Here is an 18,434-nt window from a genome sequence, read left to right as displayed (position 1 = left end):
TCTCTGGGTCCTCTAGGTGATGGGAAGTCAGCCGTCGGCGACGATGCGTCCGACGTAGCGCGCCACGGCGCCGACGGCGGCCATGGTGGCGGGGTAGTCCATGCGGGTGGGCCCGAGCGTGCCCAGCGTGGCGAGCGAGTCGAGTCCACCGTACGTGGACGACACGACAGCCGTGCCGGTGAACGACTCGTTGCCCGTCTCGGCGCCGATGCGGACCGTGGGGTCGGTGGTGGCCTCGCCCAGCAGCTTGAGCAGCACCACCTGCTCCTCGAGCGCCTCCAGCACGGGCTTGATGGCGGTGTCGAAGTCGGTGCCGAACCGCGCGAGGTTGGCGGTGCCGCCCACGGCGATGCGCTCGTCGGAGCGCTCGTTGCCGAAGACGTGCGTGAGCGTGGTGACGATCGACGTGACGATGGGCCGGTCGTTGGGCGCGAAGGTCTCGATGAGGTCGGCCAGGCGCAGGGCCGCCTCGGGGAGCCGCTGACCGAGCGTGGCGCCCACGAGCCGCGCTCGCAGGTCCGCCAGGAGCTGGTCGGTGGGCGTCTCCACGAGCTCGACGATGCGTTGCTCGACGCGGCCGCTGCTCGTGATGACCACGAGCAGCACACGCGCCCGCTCGAGCGCCACGACCTCGACGTGTCGGACCGTGGAGCGGGTGAGCGACGGGTACTGCACGATCGCGACCTGGTTGGTGAGCTGGGCGAGCACCTTGACGCTGCGCTGCACGACGTCGTCGACGTCGACGGCACCGGTGAGGAAGGTCTCGATGGCGCGGCGCTCCGCACCCGAGAGGGCCTTCACCTCCGAGAGCCGGTCGACGAAGAGCCGGTAGCCCTTGTCGGTGGGGACCCGTCCGGCGCTCGTGTGGGGCTGGGTGATGTACCCCTCCTCCTCGAGCGCGGCCATGTCGTTGCGGATGGTGGCCGACGAGACGCCGAGCTGGTGGCGCTCGACGAGCGCACGCGAGCCGACCGGCTCGTGCGTGGCGACGTAGTCCTGGACGATGGCACGGAGCACCTCGAGGCGGCGGTCGTCACTCATGGGGCTCTCCTGCCTGTCTGATCGGTCTCGTCGGGTGCATCCTGGGGCGTGTCGCTGGCACTCGCCCCGGGCAAGTGCCAGTCTACCGAGATGGAACCCATCACCGTGACCGACGAGGCGGTCGTCGTCACCGGTGACAGCCAGACCCTCACGTACCGGCCCCGCCGCATCACCGTCTCCGACGGCACCTTCCTCATGCACGAGTCGCGCGGTGGGACGCTCAGCTCGGTGTGGGCCACCGACCTCGGCGGCCGGTTCGTCGAGGTCATCCACCTCGGCGACGGTCCCGTCGGTGGAGAGCTCGTCATGGTGGTGCCCGACGTCGACGTGGTGGCCGTGGGCGACCTCTACACCGATTCCCAGCCCCCGACGCCGCGCCCCTCGTGGCCCGCCGCGGTCGACCTCGCCATCGGGCTCACCACGCCCCGGAGCCGCATCCTCACGAGCTCGGGATCCATCGCCCGCGAGGAGCTGGAGGCCTTCCACCAACGACTGCTGGGCCTCCTCCATGGCTGACCGCTACGGCTCCGACGTCCTGTCCGGCGACTGGCGCAAGCCTCCGCGCGGCCGCTCGGTCGACGTGCCCGTGGAGCCGGGCATGGTGCTGGAGGACGCCACGAGCGGCTACGTCGGCGCGGTCGTGCGCATCGACGCCGACCTCGGCATGTTCATCCTGGAGGACCGCCGCGGCAAGCGTCGCTCCTTCCCGCTCGGCCCGGGCTTCCTGCTCGAGGGCAAGCCCGTCGTGGCGCGGCCGCCGGTGGCCGCCGGGCCCAGCGGCCCTCGACGCACCGCGTCGGGCTCGCTCGCCGTGGAGAACGCCCGCGCCCGCGTGGCCCTGCCGAGCAGGATCCTCGTGGAGGGCAAGCACGACGCCGAGCTCGTGGAGAAGGTCTGGGGCGACGACCTCCGCGTGGAGGGCGTCACCGTCGAGCTGTTGAACGGCGTCGACGACCTCGTGGCCGTCGTCGACGACTTCGACCCTGCGCCCGACCGACGTCTCGGCGTGCTGGTCGACCACCTCGTGGAGGGCAGCAAGGAGTCCCGCCTCGTGGCCCCGCTCCGTGGTCGGGCGAACGTCCTCGTGGTGGGGCACCCCTACGTCGACGTCTGGCAGGCGGTCAAGCCTGAGCGCCTCGGGTTCCAGCAGTGGCCCACGATCCCCCGCGACGTCGAGTGGAAACGCGGCATCTGCGCGGCCTTGGGCTGGCAGCACGGCTCCCAGGCCGACGTCGCCCGGGCGTGGCAGCGCATCCTGTCCACCGTGCGCACCTACGCCGACCTCGAGCCGTCCTTCCTCGGCCGGGTCGAGGAGCTCATCGACTTCGTGACGGCCCCCTGACGCCGACCGGCGGCCGACCCGCTGCACGGGCCGGCACCGTCAGTCGATCGAGACGACCCTCGTGCCCAGCCGCACGACGTCCTCACCGTCGGTCCCGCGTTTGTTGTGCACGTAGACACGCACCACGGTGGAGCCACGTGCCGCCACCGTCTTGATCCGGTGGCTCAGGAAGAAGCCGGTCGTGAAGGTGAAGCGCTCCGCCTCGGGGTCGTCGAGCGCACCGTCGAGGACGACCTCGTACCGGACCGGTCGACCGAAGGCGTCAGGGTCGCTCGCGGCCGTCCACAGATCGAGCCGACCGCCGTCGGCAGCCACGGACGTGACCTTCCCCGACGGCGAGCCGTCGGAGGTCGGGAAGTGGAGGAACCCGGACGGCCAGCCCTTGCCCCGGACGACCCGACGCCAGGAGAAGGCCTGGTTCATGTTGTCCTCGCTGACGAGGATCGAGCCGTCCGCCCGGACCTGCTCGACGTACGCCACGTGACCCTTCTTCCTGGCGGGGTAGACGTCGCTCTCCCACCAGGCGATCGAGCCCACCTGCGGCCGGTCGGTGACCGGGACGCCCGAGGCGCGCGCGGCTGAGCCCCACGTGTGGGCGGCGTTGGTGTGCGGCGGGCGGGCCGTCCGTCGTCCGTTGCTGGTCAGCCGGTACGCGACGTAGTTGGTGCAGTTCCTCCCCGGCGTCATGTTCCAGTGCGCCCGGGGCTGGGCGGCGCGGTACCCCGCGTCCGACCACCCCCGGTCCGTGCACTGGGTGAACCCGGTGCACAGGATCCGGCCACCGGCCTCGGCCGGGCCGAGGCCGGCCAGGACCGACCCGAGCAACGCTGCTCCCACGAGCGCTGTTCGGACGATCACGATCTTCTTCATGGTTCGAGCCATCGCCACGACCCGACGGTCGCGGAACGGCCCATGCACGTTGCGCATGGCTCCCTTGCCGTTCTCCCCCGATGTTTCTCCCACGACCAGGCTAGGACAGCTCGATGTCCGATGTGACGCGTTTCACACGACTAGGGCAGATGCCCAGGACTACTGGTGAGTCACGTGACGTGGCGGACGACGAAGTCGGCCACGAGACGACCGGTCTGCGTCAGGACCATGCGCTCGCCGACGGGCTCGAGGTACCCCGCCGTCACCATGGCGTCGGGGTCGCGGAGCAGATGCGTCTCGATGCCCTCGCGCAGACGCAGCCGCAGCATGACGTCCTCGAGGTGCCGGGTCTCGGGGTCCAGCTCCTCGCCGTCGTGACGCGGGGACTCCCCCTCCGCGAGCCGACGCGCATACGCAGCGGGGTGTTTCACGTTCCACCACCGGGAGCCGGCCACGTGGGAGTGGGCTCCGGGGCCGATCCCGAGCCAGTCGTCCCCGTTCCAGTAGAGCTGGTTGTGGCGGCACTGCGCGGCGGCGTCGCGCGACCAGTTGGAGAGCTCGTACCAGCTCAGCCCGGCCGCCTCGAAGAGATCGTCGGCCAGGAGGTACTTGTCGGCGGTCTCGTCGTCGTCGGGCATCACGACCTCGCCGCGGCGTACCTTGCGCGCGAAGGCCGTGCCGTCCTCCACGATGAGGGCGTAGGCGCTCACGTGGTCGGGCTCGAGGGCGAGCGCCTGCTCCACGCTCGTGCGCCAGTCGGCGACCGACTCCCCCGGGGCCCCGTAGATGAGGTCGACACTCACCTGCTCGAAGCCGGCCTCTCTCGCCCAACGCACGGCATCGGGGACCCGGGCCGGGTCGTGGGTGCGCTCCAGCACCTCCAGCACGTGGGGCACGGCCGACTGCATCCCGAACGAGATCCGGTTGAAGCCGCCGGCGCGCAGCACGGCGAGCGAGTGCGGCGTGACGCTGTCGGGGTTGGCCTCCGTCGTGACCTCGGCCCCGGGCGCGAGCCCCCAGGTCTCGTCGACGGCGCGCAGCATGCGGACCAGGTCGTCGGCCGGGAGTTGGGTGGGCGTCCCCCCACCCACGAACACGGTCTCGACCGGCCGTCCGCCAGGAGCGGCGGCGAGGAGCTGCATCTCCTGGATCGCGGTGTCGGCGTAGGACGCGCGGGTGGCGCCCTCGCCCAGCTCGTCGGCCGTGTAGGTGTTGAAGTCGCAGTACCCGCACCGCACCGAGCAGAACGGGACGTGGAGGTACACGCCGAAGGCGGGTACCGATGGAGCCGTGACGCCGAACGGCCGCTTCCGGGCAGGGAGCGGCCGTTCGGTGAAGTTCACTCAGCCAGCGTAGAAGGAGTCGAGGAGCTCCTTCTGGTTGGCCTCCACGACGGCGCGCTTGACCTTCATGCTGGGCGTGAGCTCACCGGACTCGACCGACAGGTCGTGGTCGAGGATGGCGAACTTCTTGATGGTCTCCCAGCGGTTGACGCGCTGGTTGAGCTCGTCGATCTGGCCCGAGATGATGGCGTGGATCTCGGGCGAGGAGACGACCTCGGCGTACGACTGCCCGGCCTTGCCGTTGGCCGCGGCCCACTCGGCGACGGCGTCGGGGTCGAGCGTGATGAGGGCGGTGCAGAAGTTGCGCTCGTTGCCGTGCACGATGATCTGGCTCGTGAGGGAGCTGATGCCCTTGAAGACGCCCTCGATGTGCGGCGGAGCGACGTACTTGCCGCCGGAGGTCTTGAAGAGCTCCTTCTTGCGACCGGTGATGAACAGGAAGCCGTCCTCGTCGAGCCGGCCCTCGTCGCCGGTGTGGAGCCAGCCGTCCTCGATGGTGGTGGCGCTCTCGGACTCGAGGTTGTGGTAGCCGCTCATGACGTTGGGGCCCTTGATGAGGACCTCGCCGTCCTCCGCGATCCGCACCTCGCTGCCGGGGAAGACCTGTCCGACCGAGCCGAGCTTGAAGTCGTCGGGGTGGTTCACGAACGCACCCGCCGACGTCTCGGTGAGGCCGTAGCCCTCGAGGATCAGGACACCGGCTCCGTGGAACCACTCGGCGATGTCGGAGCTGAGGGCTGCGGCACCGGAGATGAAGAACCGGACCCGGCCGCCGAAGCGGTCGCGGACCTTGGAGAAGACGAGCTTGTCGGCGACGGCGTGCTTGGCCTTGAGCACCGGCGAGATGCTCTTGCCGCTGCGGATGGCGCGGGAGTGCTCGAGGCCGACCTGCTCGGCCCACTTGAAGATCTTGAGCTTGACGCCGCCCTCCTCCTCCGTCATCCCGACGATGCGGCCGTAGGCCTTCTCGAAGATGCGGGGGGCCGCGCCCATGAAGGTGGGCTTCACGATGGCGAGGTTGTCGACGATCTTGGGGACGCGACCGTCGATGGCGGTGGGGAAGCCGATGGCCAGCTGGCTCGAGAGGAGCACCTTGCCGAACGAGTGCGCCATGGGCAGCCAGAGGAACTGCAGGTCGTCGACCGTGAGGATCTGCTGCGAGGCGATGACCGCGCCCTCGTACGACCAGCTGTCGTGCGTGAGCCGCACGCCCTTGGGACGGCCGGTGGTGCCGGACGTGTAGATCAGCGTGGCGAGGTCCTCGGGCTTGATGTTGGCCACGCGGTCCTCGACGGCCGAGCCGTTGAGGGTGAGGTGCTCGGTGCCCAGCTGGTCGAGGTCCTCGAGGGAGATGATCCAGTCACCGTCGGTGAGGGCGGACTCGAAGGTGATGACCTTGATGACGTCGGGGAGCTCGGACTTCTTCTCGAGGAGCTTCTTGACCTGCTCGTCGTCCTCGGCGAAGACCACGCGGCTGCCGGAGTCGGACAGGATGTATGCCTCGTCCTCGATGCCGGTGGTGGGGTACACCGTGGTGGTGGCGGCCGCGGCGGCGTTGATGGCCAGGTCGGCGGCGATCCACTCGTAGCGGGTGCCGGAGACGATGGCGACGCGCTGCTCGGGCTCGATGCCCAGCGCGATGAGGCCCGCGGCGAGGCGCGTGACCTGCTCGCCGGCCTGCGCCCAGGTGAGCGACTGCCAGACCTCGTTCTCGTCGGGGAAGCGGAACGCCTCCCGGTTGGGGGTGTTCGTCACGCGGTCGAAGAACAGGTGCGCGATGCTCCTGCCACGGTTGTTGACGATCTCGAGCTGCTCGGGGGTGGCGGTCCTCGACATGGGGTTCCTCAGACATTCGGGGAGTATGTGGTGCCGATCACCCTAACGCACGAGGGGTCCGTGCTAGCACCCCCTGACCTGCGGCTACTCGACCCGCGACTCGCCCGTCGAGAGGGCGGCGATGAAGGCCTCCTGGGGCACCTCGACGCGTCCCACCATCTTCATGCGCTTCTTGCCCTCCTTCTGCTTCTCGAGCAGCTTGCGCTTGCGGCTGATGTCGCCGCCGTAGCACTTGGCGAGGACGTCCTTGCGCATGGCGCGGATGTTCTCGCGGGCGATGACGCGGGCGCCGATGGCGGCCTGGATGGGCACCTCGAACTGCTGGCGCGGGATGAGCTCCTTGAGCTTGCCGGCCAGCGAGACGCCGTACCCGTAGGCGTTGTCGCGGTGGACGATCGCGCTGAACGCGTCGACGATCTCGCCCTGCAGCAGGATGTCGACCTTGACCAGGTCCGCCGCCTGCTCGCCCGAGAGGTCGTAGTTGAGCGACGCGTAGCCCTTGGTGCGGCTCTTGAGGGAGTCGAAGAAGTCGAACATGATCTCGCCCATGGGCAGCGTGTACCGGATCTCCACGCGGTCCTCGGAGAGGTAGTCCATGCCCTGCAGCTGGCCGCGGCGCGCCTGGCACAGCTCCATGATGGTGCCGATGTAGTCGCTCGGCGCCAGGATGGTGGCGTCGACGATGGGCTCGAAGACCTTGGCGATCTTGCCGCTGTTGGGGTACTCGCTGGGGTTGGTCACGACGTGCTCGCTGCCGTCCTCCAGCTCGATGCGGTAGACGACGTTGGGCGCCGTGGCGATGAGGTCGAGGTTGAACTCGCGCTCGAGCCGCTCACGGATGATCTCCAGGTGCAGGAGGCCGAGGAAGCCGATGCGGAACCCGAAGCCCAGGGCTCCCGACGACTCCGGCTCGTAGACCAGCGCGGCGTCGTTGAGCTGGAGCTTCTCGAGCGCCTCGCGCAACGTGGCGAAGTCGTCGCCGTCGATGGGGTACAGGCCCGAGAACACCATGGGGTTGGGGTGCGCGTAGCCACCGAGCGGCTCGCTGGCGGGCTTCACGTTGGAGGTGACGGTGTCGCCCACGCGGGACTGCCGCACCTCCTTCACGCCCGTGATGAGGTAGCCCACCTCGCCGACGCCCAGATGGTCTGCCTTGACGGGCTCGGGCGAGATGACGCCCACCTCGAGCATCTCGTGCGCCGTGCCGGTGGACATCATCTTGATCTTGTCGCGGTGGCTGAGCTTGCCGTCGAACACGCGCACGTAGGTGATGACGCCGCGGTAGGTGTCGTAGACCGAGTCGAAGATGAGCGCGCGCGGCGGGGCGTCGGGGTCGCCCTGGGGCGGCGGGACCTCGTCGACGATGAGGTTGAGGAGCTCCTGGACGCCCTGGCCCGTCTTGGCCGAGACGCGCAGGACGTCGTCCGGGTCGCCCCCGAGGATGCCGGCGATCTCCTCGGCGTACTTCTCCGGCTGGGCGCCGGGCAGGTCGATCTTGTTGAGCACCGGGATGATGTGGAGGTCGGCCTCCATGGCCAGGTACAGGTTGGCCAGCGTCTGGGCCTCGATGCCCTGGGCGGCGTCGACCAGGAGGATGGCGCCCTCGCAGGCCTCGAGCGACCGGCTCACCTCGTACGTGAAGTCGACGTGACCCGGGGTGTCGATCATGTTGAGGACGTAGTGCGTGCCCGCGTCGTCGCCGTCGCTCTTGGTGAACGGCATCCGCACGGCCTGGCTCTTGATGGTGATGCCACGCTCGCGCTCGATGTCCATGCGGTCGAGGTACTGCGCCCGGGCGGCGCGGTCGTCGACGACGCCGGTGAGCTGGAGCATGCGGTCGGCGAGCGTGGACTTGCCGTGGTCGATGTGCGCGATGATGCAGAAGTTGCGCAGGACCGAAGGGTCGGTGGCCCCTACCTGGGGAACAGTCGTGGGGCGGGTGCTCATGGTCCGGACATCATCCCACCCGCCCGGCCGTGCCGACGAACCCGCCTGCCCCGGCTACCAGGCGTAGGCGATGACGACGTTCACCAGGATCAGGCCGGCCACCACGTGGGCGAGCGGGTTGGGCGCGGGGCGCCGCCGGGTGGAGTGAGCCAGACCGACGGCCAGGAAGGCGACGAGGAGCTTCACGGCGGCCTTGGCGTTGTTCGGGTCGCTCACGTCGTCGCTGCCCGACGCGATCCCGACCAGGACGATGCCCAGCAGGAAGGCCGCGGTCAGGCCGTGGGCCAGCAGCCCGTTGACCCGCGCCGCGGGGAGCGTGATGGCGTAGCCGACGAGGGCCAGCACCCAGCACGCGATGTGGACCCAGACCAGGACGTCGTAGAGCGACTGCATGGCGGCAGTCTAGATCTCGCCCGATTTGGGTTCGCCCGCTCCCCACTGGTAACGTGGGCGGTCGCGTGCATGCACGCCCTATTGCTTTGCATTCTTCCTGAGCCGTACGAGAGAACAGGTCACCCCGTGGCGAACATCAAGTCGCAGATCAAGCGCAACCTTCAGAACGAGGCTGCGCGCGAGCGCAACAAGTCGGTGCGTTCCGCGCTCAAGACGGCTGTCCGTCGCTTCAACGAGGCCATCGACGCCGGCAACACCGACGATGCCAAGAAGCTCGCCGGTGAGGCCACCAAGAAGCTCGACAAGGCTGCCTCCAAGGGCGTCATCCACAAGAACCAGGCCGCGAACCGCAAGTCGGCCATTGCCAAGAAGGCCGCCTCGCTCTGAGTCGACGCCCTTCAGCGCACACGAGCCCCTGACCTTCGGGTCGGGGGCTTCGTCGTTCCCGGGGACGACGCGCTGCGCGCGGGAGGTCAGCGACCCCGCGCTGCGCCGACCTGGAGGACGAGCCGCTCGACGGCGAAGGCGCCGTCGGCCTCGCCGCTCTTGACCTCGAGGTCGGCCCTGGCCACGGCACCCAGGGCCTTGGCGAGCCCGCGCGGGGTCCACGAGCGCAGCTGGCCCCGCAGGATGCGCAGCTTGAACGGCGGCACACCCACGTGCTTGGCGAGCTCGGCCTCCGACAGCCCCTGCCGGGCGTCGGAGAGCCGGGCCAGCGAACGCAGGCCCGTGGCGACCGCGGCGATGACGACGACTGGAGGCGCGGCCCTGGCGGCCTCGGCCCACCGCACGTGCTCGAGGGCGAGGTCGATGCGACCGTCGATGGCGGCGTCGGCGATCTCGTAGCCGCGGACGTCGGCGCGGCCGCCGAAGTACTTGCGGACGATGTCGACGTCGATGCGCTGGCCCTTCTCGACGCTGGAGGAGAGCTGGTCGGCGGCGCCGGCGAGCGCCCGCAGGTCCTGGCCGACCGCGGTGACGAGCAGCATGGCGGCCGGCTCGTCGATCGTGGCGCCGAGGTCGCGCAGCTCTCCGGCGACCCAGCGGGCGTAGTCGCGCTCGTACTTGGGCGACTCGTGCTTGACCTCGTGCACCGCGCCCTGGGCGCGGAGCTTGTCGAGGACGCCCTTGCCCCTCTGCCCTCCCCCGTGGACCAGGACCACGGCGACGTCGGGCGAGGGGTCCGCGGCGTAGGCCAGCAGCTCCTGCGCGGCGACGTCGGGCAGGTCCTGCAGCTCGGTGATGACCAGTCCGGACGCACTGCTGAACAGCGACGGGCTGGTGAGTCCGGCGATCTCACCGGGACCGAGTCCGGCGGCGGTGACGGTGGTGACGTCGCACTCGGCCTGCTCGGCCGTGATGGCGGACGAGGCCCGGGCCCGGGTCCGGTCGGACAGGAACTCAGCGTTGCCCGTGACGAGCAGGATCTTGCCGAACGCGGTGGCCACGGAGCCAGCCTAGTGCCGCGCGACGACATCTCCCCCACCCGTCGCGCCCTAGGATCGAGCCATGCGAGGCGATCGGAGCAGCGACCATGGCTGAGCCGGACGATCGCGTCGAGCATCGCTCGGGCCAGTCCATCCCGCCGACCGACTTCGAGGCGATGGCGCGCGAACGGGATGCCGCTCACTGCCACGTGTGTGGCGCGTTCGCGACCCACCTGGCGGAGGCCACCGGCGACCCGTCGGACTGGGTCGACGCTGTCTTCTACTGCGCCCAGGACCTCCAGCTCGCCGAGCGCGGCGACGTCCACCGGCTGGCCGTCCGCCTCATGAAGAACGACTCAGAGGAGAGCGAGGCCCGTTCCATCGCAGAGCTGATGGTCAGACGTCATGGCCGCGTGTTCCCGCGCGACCCGGTCGTCGGGGAGTACGGCCGCCGCGGGCGGAACCTACCCGCTCCCCCGGCCGTCGTCTGGGCCGACCTGGTCTCGCCCCGCACCGAGGGGCCCCGCCCGTGGCTCCGCCTCCTCGACGACGAGGTGCCGCCTCAGGTCCTCGAGTCCAGCAGTCCTGGTCGGGTCGTCTGGTCGAGCCTGTGGCCGAGCCGCCCCACCGACTGGATCGACATGACGCTCGAACCTGAGGACGGAGGGACCCACCTCATGTTCGTGGTCCTGACCGACGCTCCACCGCCCGACGCCAGCAAGCGCGGCCACGTCCTCAAGCGGATCAACCAGCTGCTCTTCGCCGACCTCCGGTTCACCTACGGCCAGTGACCGACCTGGTCAGCCGACGAGCGCTCCTCGTGACCGTCCCTCCGCCGCAGATCGTCGGACGACCCGGCTGAGGCCCGCGCCGAGGTAGAGGGCCGAGGCCAGGCCCGTCGCCAGGGGTGGGGCGGCCCAGAGGGCCTCTCGGCGCGCTGCCGTGACACAGGCCTTCTCCCAGGCCTCGGTGTCGTACCGGCGTCCGTCGTCGTCGCTGACAGGGATGGTGTGGCCGGACCCCAGCATCACGAGTCCCACCGCCCCGCACTCGTTCTCGTCACGCGGCCCGAGCGAGGCGTAGGCGCTGTCGGTGAGCACCAGGAAGCCGAGGACGAGCGAAGCCAGCATGACGAGCACGGCCAGGAACACCTTCAGGACTGCTGGCACGTCACTTCCTCTCCTCCAGCGCTGAGACAGCCAGCATGCCTGATCCCTGGCCCGCGCGAGCCGTCTCACTCTCGTCGGCGGCGGACGACGTCGGGTGGGGGTGGGCTGGGGTAGGTGTGGCCGGTGGGCGTGGTCCAGGTGGCGCCGTCGTGGCTGACGGCCCAGCCGGGGATGCTCTTCATGGTGTGGGTCGTGACGCAGAGGCCCTCGGCGTTCTCGGCGGTGGTGGGTCCCCCGTGCTGGAACTCGCGGACGTGGTCGATCTCGGCGATGGCCGCGTCGCAGGAGGGTCCCTGGCAGCGCTTGTCGCGGTAGCGGACGTGACGGGCCAGGGCACCGGTGAAGAGCCGACGCCTCGGGTCGGTGTGCAGGAGCCGGCCGTCGACGGGGTCGGTGACCAGGCGGCGGTAGAAGACCCGATCGGCCTCGTCGATGAGCTGGTCGAGGACGACCGGGGCGACCGGTCCGTGGCCGACGAGCTCGGCCGGAGTGTCGCCGGCGCCGAGGAGGTGCTCGGCGCTGATCACGACAGCGAGCTCGAGGGTCCGCATGGTCTCGAGCTCCGGGTTCGGTCCGGCGACGGCCGAGGCGTGGAGGGTCTGGAACATGACCTGGCCGCGGGAGCGTTGGTCACCCGGGTCGTTCTTGGCGCGGCGGGCCGATGCCAGGAGTGGGTCGGCGATCTGGTGGATCAGCTCGGCGGGACCGTGCGCGATGAGAGTGGCGACGCCATCGGCCTCGTCGGCGACGAAGACGTACTGGTCCTCGCGGGCGGCCAGGGCCTTGCGGTCGGCCTCGTCGGGGTCGATCTCGAGGGTCAGGGACCGGGTGAGCTCGGCGGCGGCACGTGGGGTCAGGCCTGGGAGGTGCGGCTCGAGCTCGGCCTCGAACAGCGCCATGGAGGCGTGGTCGAGCGAGGGCAGGTTCTTGACGATGGCGCGGACGGTGACGCCCGAGACCAGCCCATCGACCCAGGCGGCCTGGACGGCCGGGAGGCGGCTCAGGGTGATGGCGGTCTCGAGCTGGGTGATGCCCGCGCTGGGCGACATCCCCCGGGCCAGCGCGGTCTCGCCGGCCGCGGACAGGAACGCGTGACGGCCCTCCATGAGCGGCTCACGCTCGGCCAGCAGCATCCCCGCGTGCTGGGCCTGGATGGCCTCGGCGGCTCGGATGACCTGCTCGCAGGCGCTGATCGTGTCGATGAGGTGGGCGCCGGGCAGCTCGTCGGGGTCGGGCTCGACCACGACGATCGACCGGACCACGTCGGCGAACGAATACGCTGCCGTTCCAATGCCTTCTGCCAGTTCTGCTGCCATGTCCCTGAACCTAGGGGCACCCTCAGACAGCCCGGAAAGCACCGGAGAGGTGCTGCCTGGTCCCTACTGCGCGGCGAGGGCGATGAGCTCGGCGCGGAACTGCGCGTAGGTGGCGTGCAGCTCGGGGCCGGGCCAGTCAGAGGGCTGCAGCTCGGGCGGCAGCAGAGGATCGGTCACGAGGTGACGGACGATGGCTGCTGCCACGGCGATGCGCTCGGCGAGGTCGTCGGAGGCCTCGAGGGCCGTCGACAGGTCGCGGGCGGTGCCGGCCCAGGAGTCGAGGTCGAAGAGCGAGGCCGAGAGGCCACCGGCGCTCAGGCCGTCGGGCGTGGCGGTGAAGACCTCCAGGCTCGACGACAGGTCCGGCCCCGGCTGCCAGCCGAGGTTGGCCGGGCGCGCCCAGACCCCCTCGCGCAGCTCACCGAAGCGGTCCGCGAGCATGCGCTGACGGACGTCGGCCCGTCGAGCCGCGTCGGCACCCACCGCCGTCACCACGGCCATGTGCCACGTCCCGTCCCACGCGACGGGCCGCAGCTCGAGAGCGCGGTCCTGTCGCCTCTGACGGGCCAGGAGCCGCTCGCTGAGGCGGTAGACCGAGTCCTCGCGCTCCAGGTCTCCGGTCGCGACCATCCGGGTCAGCGCGACGCGGACGGCCTGCTCGCTCACTCCCACGCCGCGTCCCCAGCGCACGATCGAGCTGCCCGCGGCCTCCGGCGGGTGGGCACCGAGCAGGACGCTCAGGATGGCCGACCGCGCCGTGAGCGGCCGGACGCCGAGGCGTGTGGCGGTCGGCTCCGTCACGACGGCCGCGGCTTGGCGTCGCCGAAGGGCTCGTCGCGCTCGCGGACGGCCTCCCGGAACCCCACGGTGGCGGCGCGCTGCTGGAACGCGTACCCCTCACGCGTGTGCCGCGAGACCCCGTCGAAGACGGTGCTGACCATGCCGGAGTTCAGCACGCCCTGGGACAGCAGCGCGCTGTTGAGCGCGAGCTTGACCATCATGAGCTGGTTGACCGGCACGTTCGAGATGCGCTCCACGAGGTCCTCGGTGGCGGCGTCGAGCTGGTCAGCCGGGACGGACTCGACCGCGAGGCCCCACTCGGCGGCCTGCCGGCCGGTGAGGGAATCGCCCGTGAGGAGCAGCCGCTTGGCCCTGGCGTCGCCGATGCGGTGCGCCCACATCCCTGCTGCGGGAACGCCCCAGACGCGGGTGGGCGGGTAGCCGATGCGGGCGTCGTCGGCACAGATGACCTGGTCGGCGAAGAGCGCGATGTCGCTGCCGCCGGCCACGGCGAAGCCATGGATCTTCACGACGGTGGGCTTGTCGGCGTGCAGCAGGGAGGCGAATCCCCGGTTGAAGCGGCTCATCATGGCGTAGTCGGCCATGGGGTCCCACGTGCCGGCCGGGTCGTGGTTGCGCGCCTGCACGACCGGGTCGACGACCGTCCCCTCGGCGGTCTCGCCGTCGGGCGACGCGCCGTTCTCGGCATAGATGGACAGGTCGTAGCCGCCGCAGAAGCCCTTGCCGCGTCCGCTCAGCAGGATCACGTGGACGCGCGGGTCCAGGTCGGCCCGCTCGACGGCGTGCGCCAGGTCGAGCGGAGTGTCGTTGGTGATGGCGTTGCCCTGGGCCGGGCGGTTGAACGTGAGCCGCGCGACGCGGCCCGTGACCTCGTACGTGAGGGTGGGATAGGTGGCGTGGTCGACGGGGGTGGGCCGTCCGGCGTAGAGCGAGTCGTCGCCCTCGGTCTGGGCCTCGCGCCAGGCCGCGGGCCGTTCGCCCGCGCTCACGAGCCGACCTTGGGCGTGGCGCGCTCGATGATCGCGGCGGTGTCGACGCCTTGGGGCAGGGTGCCGAAGACGCTGCCCCAGTCGCCGCCGAGACGGCTGCGCGTGAAGGCGTCGGCCACGGCCGGGTGCCCATGACGCACGAGGAGCGAGCCCTGCAGCGCGAGGGCCATGTCGCCCACGACGGACCGGGCCCGGTGCTGCAGCGAGTCGACGTCGGTGAAGGAGTCCTTGAGGCGCAGCACTGCGGCGTCGAGGTGGGCGTCGGCGCCGGCGGCCTGGTCGAGCTCGTCGAACAGCGCCTGGACGGTCTGCGGCTGTCGTGCCATCGCACGCAGCGCGTCGAGGGCAGCCACGTTGCCCGACCCCTCCCACACCGACATGAGCGGTGCCTCGCGGTACAGACGTGGCATCCGGGAGTCCTCCACGTAGCCGTTGCCGCCGAGGCACTCCAGCGCCTCGGCCGCATGCACCGGTCCGCGCTTGCAGACGTAGTACTTGCTGACCGCGAGGCTGATGCGTCGCAGGTCGGAGGCCTGCTCGTCGCCGGCCACCGCGCGGTCGGTCAGCGCAGCCAGCCACAGCGCGACGGTGGTGGACGCCTCCGCCTCGACGGCGAGGTCGGCCAGGACGTTGCGCATGAGGGGCTGGTCGGCGAGCGCCGCGCCGAACGCCGAGCGGTGCGCAGCGTGGTGGGCGGCCTGCTGGACGCCGACGCGCATCCCGGTGGCCGAGCCGAGGGTGCAGTCGAGCCGCGTCATGTTGACCATCTCGATGATGGTCGGCACACCGCGACCCTCCTCCCCCACGAGCCAGCCCGTCGCGTTGTCGTACTCGACCTCGCTGCTCGCGTTGGAGTGGTTGCCGAGCTTGTCCTTGAGGCGCTGGACGGCCATGGCGTTGCGCGTGCCGTCGGGCAGGACCCGCGGCAGGAAGAAGCAGGAGAGGCCACCCGGGGCCTGCGCCAGGACCAGCAGCAGGTCGGACATGGGCGCCGACGTGAACCACTTGTGGCCGGTGATGCGGTACGAGCCGTCGGCCTGCGGGACGGCCTCGGTGCGGTTGGCGCGGACGTCGGAGCCGCCCTGCTTCTCCGTCATGGACATGCCGGCGATGAGGCCGCGCTTGGCGAGCGGCGCCTGCAGCGACGGGTCGTACTCGAGCGTGGAGAGCAGCGGCTCGTAGTCCGCCGCGAGGTCGGCGTTGGCCCGCAGCGCGGGGACGACGGCGTACGTCATGGAGATGGGGCAGCCGTGGCCGGCGTCGGTGATCCCCCAGACCGACGACCGCGCTGCGCGGGTCAGGTGCGGGTTGGGCCGCGGGTCGCTCCAGACCGCCCCGTGCAGGCCCAGGGAGACGGCCGTCGTCATGAGCTGGTGGTAGCTCGGGTCGTACTTCACCTCGTCGATGCGGTTCCCGTAGCGGTCGTGGGTGTGGAGGACCGGCGGGTGCGCCTCGGCCAGGTCGCCCAGCTCGAGCGACGCCGCGCTCCCGGCCAGACGGCCCACCTCGTGCAGCTCCTCGACGGCGTGGTCGGCTCCCTCGCGGTGCAGTGCCTCCAGGATCACCGGGTAGTCGGCCGCGTCGAAGTCGACGAGCGGCGGGACCTGGTTGGTCACGACGTGGGTGGCAGACATGGTTCCTCCTCGCGCGGCCCGGGCGGCCTCGCGAGAAGCATTACACAATTTCGACGGTTGTTCCAGAACTGTAATCAGTCCCCGGACCAGAACGCCCCCACTACTTGCGGGTCACGACGCGGAGTCGGCCGTCCCGCTCGACGACTGCGACGTCGCCGTGCAGGTCGGTGCGCCAGGCAGAGATGCTGAGTCGCTGGAGGAGGTCCAGCGCCGCGGCTGCGGGGTGGCCGTAGTCGTTGCCCTCCCCCGAGCTGATCGTGGCCAGCCGGGGGTTCACGGCCCGGAAGAAGCGCTCCGACTGCCGGCCGCTGCCGTGGTGAGGCATCTTGAGGACGTCGGCACCGAGGTCGGCGCCGGACCTGACGATGGCGTCCTGGGCGTCGGGCTCGACGTCGCCCGTGAGCAGGAGCCGCACGCCGTGCGTGGTGACCCGCAGCACGAGGCTCGCGTCGTTGACCCCCGAGCCCTCGCTGCTCGAGGTGTCCTCCTCCGTGGTGAGGTCCCCGCCAGGCCAGAGCACCTCGATCCCGACGTCGCCCACGGAGAACCGTTCACCGGTGGCGAGACGTCGGGCCGCAGGTCGCAGCGAAGGGCCACCGGTGGGTCCGACCCGCACGGCCCCGACCCGACGTCCGCCGAGACCGGCCCAGCCGTCGACGTGGTCGGCGTGGGCATGGGTCAGCACGAGCAGCGGCACGGACCGGACGCGCAGGTCGCGCAGGCACCGGCCCAGGGCGGCGGGGTCGGGTCCGACGTCGACCACGATCGCGGCGTCATCGGTGACCCGTACGACCGTGGCGTCGCCCTGCCCGACGTCGCAGGACACCATGACCCAGCCGTCGGCCGGCCACCCCGGCTGCGGTGGGCGGACCATCACGAGCCCGAGCCCGATCGCCAGGCCGGCAGCCACCCAGGGTCGGGCGAGCCCGCGCCAGAGCACCCAGGCCACCAGGGGGACCGCCACCAGCAACGTCCACCACGGACCGGGCCACACGACCGAGGCGCCGGCGAGCTCCGCCGCGCGATGACCCACGAGCAGCACCCAGGCCGCGCCCCAGCCCGCCACCAGACCCACGACCTCGGACACCGGCGGCGCGACGAGGTGGAGCAGGCCGCCCACGAGGCCGAGGACCGTGGTGGGTGCGACCGCCGGGGCCGCGAGAAGGTTGGCCGCCACCGCCACGAGCGACACCTCCCCCGACAAGGCGGCGACGGCAGGCGTGCAGGCGAGCTGGGCGGCGCACGGCACCGCCACGGCCACGGCGGCCCAGCGCGGCATCCAGCGAGAGAGCCGGTCGGTGAACGGCGGGCCGAGCACCAGGATGCCGGCGGTGGCACAGACGGACAGCACGAATCCGGCGGTCCTCGACAGCCAGGGATCGGCGACGAGCAGGCCGATCACCGCGACGGCCAGCACGCGCAGACCACCTCGAGAACCGAGACCCAGCGCCGCGAGCCCCACGACGCCCATGGCGGCCGCTCGCACGACGCTCGGGTCGGGTCGCGCGAGCAGCACGAAGCCCAGGACGGCCACCAGCCCGACGCCGAGCCGGAGCCGAGGGCCTGCCCTCGTCCGGCTGAGCAGCATCATCACGACGCCGACCACGATGGTCAGGTTCGTCCCCGACACCGCCAGGAGGTGGGTGAGGCCGGACTGACGGAAGTCGTCCTGGACCTGCTCGCTCACGGCGGCGTCGTCGCCGTCGACGAGCGCCGGGACGAGTGCCCGCGGCTCCTCGGACGACCGGGCCATGGACTCCCGCACCCCGACCCGCACCCGGTTGGCGGCCCGCCACCACCACGCGGCGGACCGTGCCGAGGACCGACGCACGACCCGCAGGCTCGCAACGGTGTCGGTGTCGTCGGCCGGACCGAGCCTGCCTCTCGCGACGAGTCGCTCGCCCACCTCCAGGTCGTCGGCCGGGCCCTGGAGGAACGCGACCACGGTGTCCCGACCCGCCGTGGTGCGCCCTCCCAGCGTGGCCCGCAGCACCCGCAGCTCGACGACGCTCGACGTGACCCCGAACCGCTCGTACCGGCGCGGGTCGCGTGCCACCTGCGCCTCCACCGTGACCAGGGCCCGCGTCCTGGCCGCGTCGGCCAGGGGCGAGGCCTCGACGTCGGCGAGCCGCCAGGCGCAGGAGGCGGCGACCAGCGCTGCGAGTAGCGCGACGAGGCCCACGGCGCGCCACCGGGGCGCGAGCAGCGTGGCGGCGAGCACCCCGACCACGGCCACGCCGACCGAGAGCCCACTCGGCCCTCCGACGAGACCGGCGGCCAGGGCCCAGACCGCGACCGCCGGAAGGACGAGTCGCAGGTCCCGCAC

General features: G+C 71.2%; 17 protein-coding genes. 4 read left to right on the top strand and 13 right to left on the bottom strand.

Annotated features, from left to right (window positions below):
* Positions 1-27: 27 nt before the first annotated feature.
* Entirely contained in the window at positions 28-1,041 is a 1,014-nt protein-coding gene (gene hrcA, locus ASD11_RS03995) for a heat-inducible transcriptional repressor HrcA (protein ID WP_056283586.1), read from the bottom strand.
* A gap of 90 nt (positions 1,042-1,131) precedes the next feature.
* On the opposite strand from hrcA, the gene ASD11_RS03990 reads away from it, so the two are divergent.
* Positions 1,132-1,557, top strand: a complete 426-nt coding sequence (locus ASD11_RS03990) for a hypothetical protein (RefSeq protein WP_156464575.1) — start codon at positions 1,132-1,134, stop codon at positions 1,555-1,557.
* Positions 1,550-2,383, top strand: a complete 834-nt coding sequence (locus tag ASD11_RS03985; protein WP_056283579.1) for a DUF3097 domain-containing protein — start codon at positions 1,550-1,552, stop codon at positions 2,381-2,383. The genes ASD11_RS03990 and ASD11_RS03985 overlap by 8 nt, the downstream gene beginning before the upstream one ends.
* 39 nt (positions 2,384-2,422) lie before the next feature.
* On the opposite strand, the gene ASD11_RS03980 is transcribed toward ASD11_RS03985, so the two are convergent.
* The 5 genes from ASD11_RS03980 to ASD11_RS03960 form a co-directional block, all read right to left on the bottom strand.
* The gene (locus tag ASD11_RS03980; RefSeq protein ID WP_162246457.1) at positions 2,423-3,253 is read right to left on the bottom strand and encodes a CHAP domain-containing protein; all 831 of its coding nucleotides are present in this window, start codon (positions 3,251-3,253) and stop codon (positions 2,423-2,425) included.
* A 170-nt stretch (positions 3,254-3,423) separates the two neighbouring features.
* Positions 3,424-4,596: a radical SAM family heme chaperone HemW gene (hemW, locus tag ASD11_RS03975; RefSeq protein ID WP_056283573.1), complete on the bottom strand. Its 1,173-nt coding sequence runs from the start codon at positions 4,594-4,596 to the stop codon at positions 3,424-3,426.
* Positions 4,597-6,432: an AMP-dependent synthetase/ligase gene (locus tag ASD11_RS03970; protein WP_056283571.1), complete on the bottom strand. Its 1,836-nt coding sequence runs from the start codon at positions 6,430-6,432 to the stop codon at positions 4,597-4,599.
* 84 nt (positions 6,433-6,516) lie between these two features.
* Positions 6,517-8,379: a translation elongation factor 4 gene (gene lepA / locus ASD11_RS03965; protein WP_056283569.1), complete on the bottom strand. Its 1,863-nt coding sequence runs from the start codon at positions 8,377-8,379 to the stop codon at positions 6,517-6,519.
* Positions 8,380-8,433: 54 nt separating this feature from the next.
* Positions 8,434-8,772: a hypothetical protein gene (locus ASD11_RS03960; protein WP_056283566.1), complete on the bottom strand. Its 339-nt coding sequence runs from the start codon at positions 8,770-8,772 to the stop codon at positions 8,434-8,436.
* Positions 8,773-8,898: 126 nt separating this feature from the next.
* Between ASD11_RS03960 and rpsT the strand changes: the two genes are divergently transcribed.
* Positions 8,899-9,159, top strand: a complete 261-nt coding sequence (gene rpsT / locus ASD11_RS03955; RefSeq protein ID WP_056283563.1) for a 30S ribosomal protein S20 — start codon at positions 8,899-8,901, stop codon at positions 9,157-9,159.
* Between the two features lie 86 nt (positions 9,160-9,245).
* Here rpsT and holA read toward each other — a convergent pair whose 3' ends face one another.
* Positions 9,246-10,220, bottom strand: a complete 975-nt coding sequence (gene holA / locus ASD11_RS03950) for a DNA polymerase III subunit delta (RefSeq protein ID WP_056283559.1) — start codon at positions 10,218-10,220, stop codon at positions 9,246-9,248.
* Positions 10,221-10,306: 86 nt separating this feature from the next.
* Between holA and ASD11_RS18475 the strand changes: the two genes are divergently transcribed.
* A complete protein-coding gene (locus ASD11_RS18475) occupies positions 10,307-10,990 on the top strand; it encodes a hypothetical protein (protein WP_200940078.1) in 684 nt (227 codons plus the stop codon).
* Between the two features lie 9 nt (positions 10,991-10,999).
* On the opposite strand, the gene ASD11_RS03940 is transcribed toward ASD11_RS18475, so the two are convergent.
* The 6 genes from ASD11_RS03940 to ASD11_RS03915 all read right to left on the bottom strand — a co-directional run bounded on the left by ASD11_RS03940 (position 11,000) and on the right by ASD11_RS03915 (position 18,434).
* Positions 11,000-11,368, bottom strand: coding sequence for a hypothetical protein (locus tag ASD11_RS03940; protein WP_156464573.1), 369 nt, complete (start codon positions 11,366-11,368; stop codon positions 11,000-11,002).
* Positions 11,369-11,433: 65 nt separating this feature from the next.
* A complete protein-coding gene (locus ASD11_RS03935) occupies positions 11,434-12,684 on the bottom strand; it encodes an HNH endonuclease (protein ID WP_156464572.1) in 1,251 nt (416 codons plus the stop codon).
* Positions 12,685-12,747: 63 nt separating this feature from the next.
* Positions 12,748-13,485: a PaaX family transcriptional regulator C-terminal domain-containing protein gene (locus ASD11_RS03930; RefSeq protein ID WP_056283552.1), complete on the bottom strand. Its 738-nt coding sequence runs from the start codon at positions 13,483-13,485 to the stop codon at positions 12,748-12,750.
* Positions 13,482-14,474: a crotonase/enoyl-CoA hydratase family protein gene (locus tag ASD11_RS03925; protein WP_056283545.1), complete on the bottom strand. Its 993-nt coding sequence runs from the start codon at positions 14,472-14,474 to the stop codon at positions 13,482-13,484. The genes ASD11_RS03930 and ASD11_RS03925 overlap by 4 nt, the downstream gene beginning before the upstream one ends.
* On the bottom strand, positions 14,471-16,108 hold the full coding sequence (locus ASD11_RS03920; protein ID WP_056283542.1) for an acyl-CoA dehydrogenase family protein: 1,638 nt from the start codon (positions 16,106-16,108) through the stop codon (positions 14,471-14,473). Before ASD11_RS03920 ends, ASD11_RS03925 begins: the two co-directional genes overlap by 4 nt.
* 100 nt (positions 16,109-16,208) lie before the next feature.
* Positions 16,209-18,434, bottom strand: a complete 2,226-nt coding sequence (locus ASD11_RS03915) for a ComEC/Rec2 family competence protein (protein ID WP_056283539.1) — start codon at positions 18,432-18,434, stop codon at positions 16,209-16,211.

The sequence above is a fragment of the Aeromicrobium sp. Root495 genome, assembly GCF_001426755.1.
Lineage (GTDB): Bacteria > Actinomycetota > Actinomycetes > Propionibacteriales > Nocardioidaceae > Aeromicrobium.
This window is presented reverse-complemented; position numbering and strand designations above follow the sequence as displayed.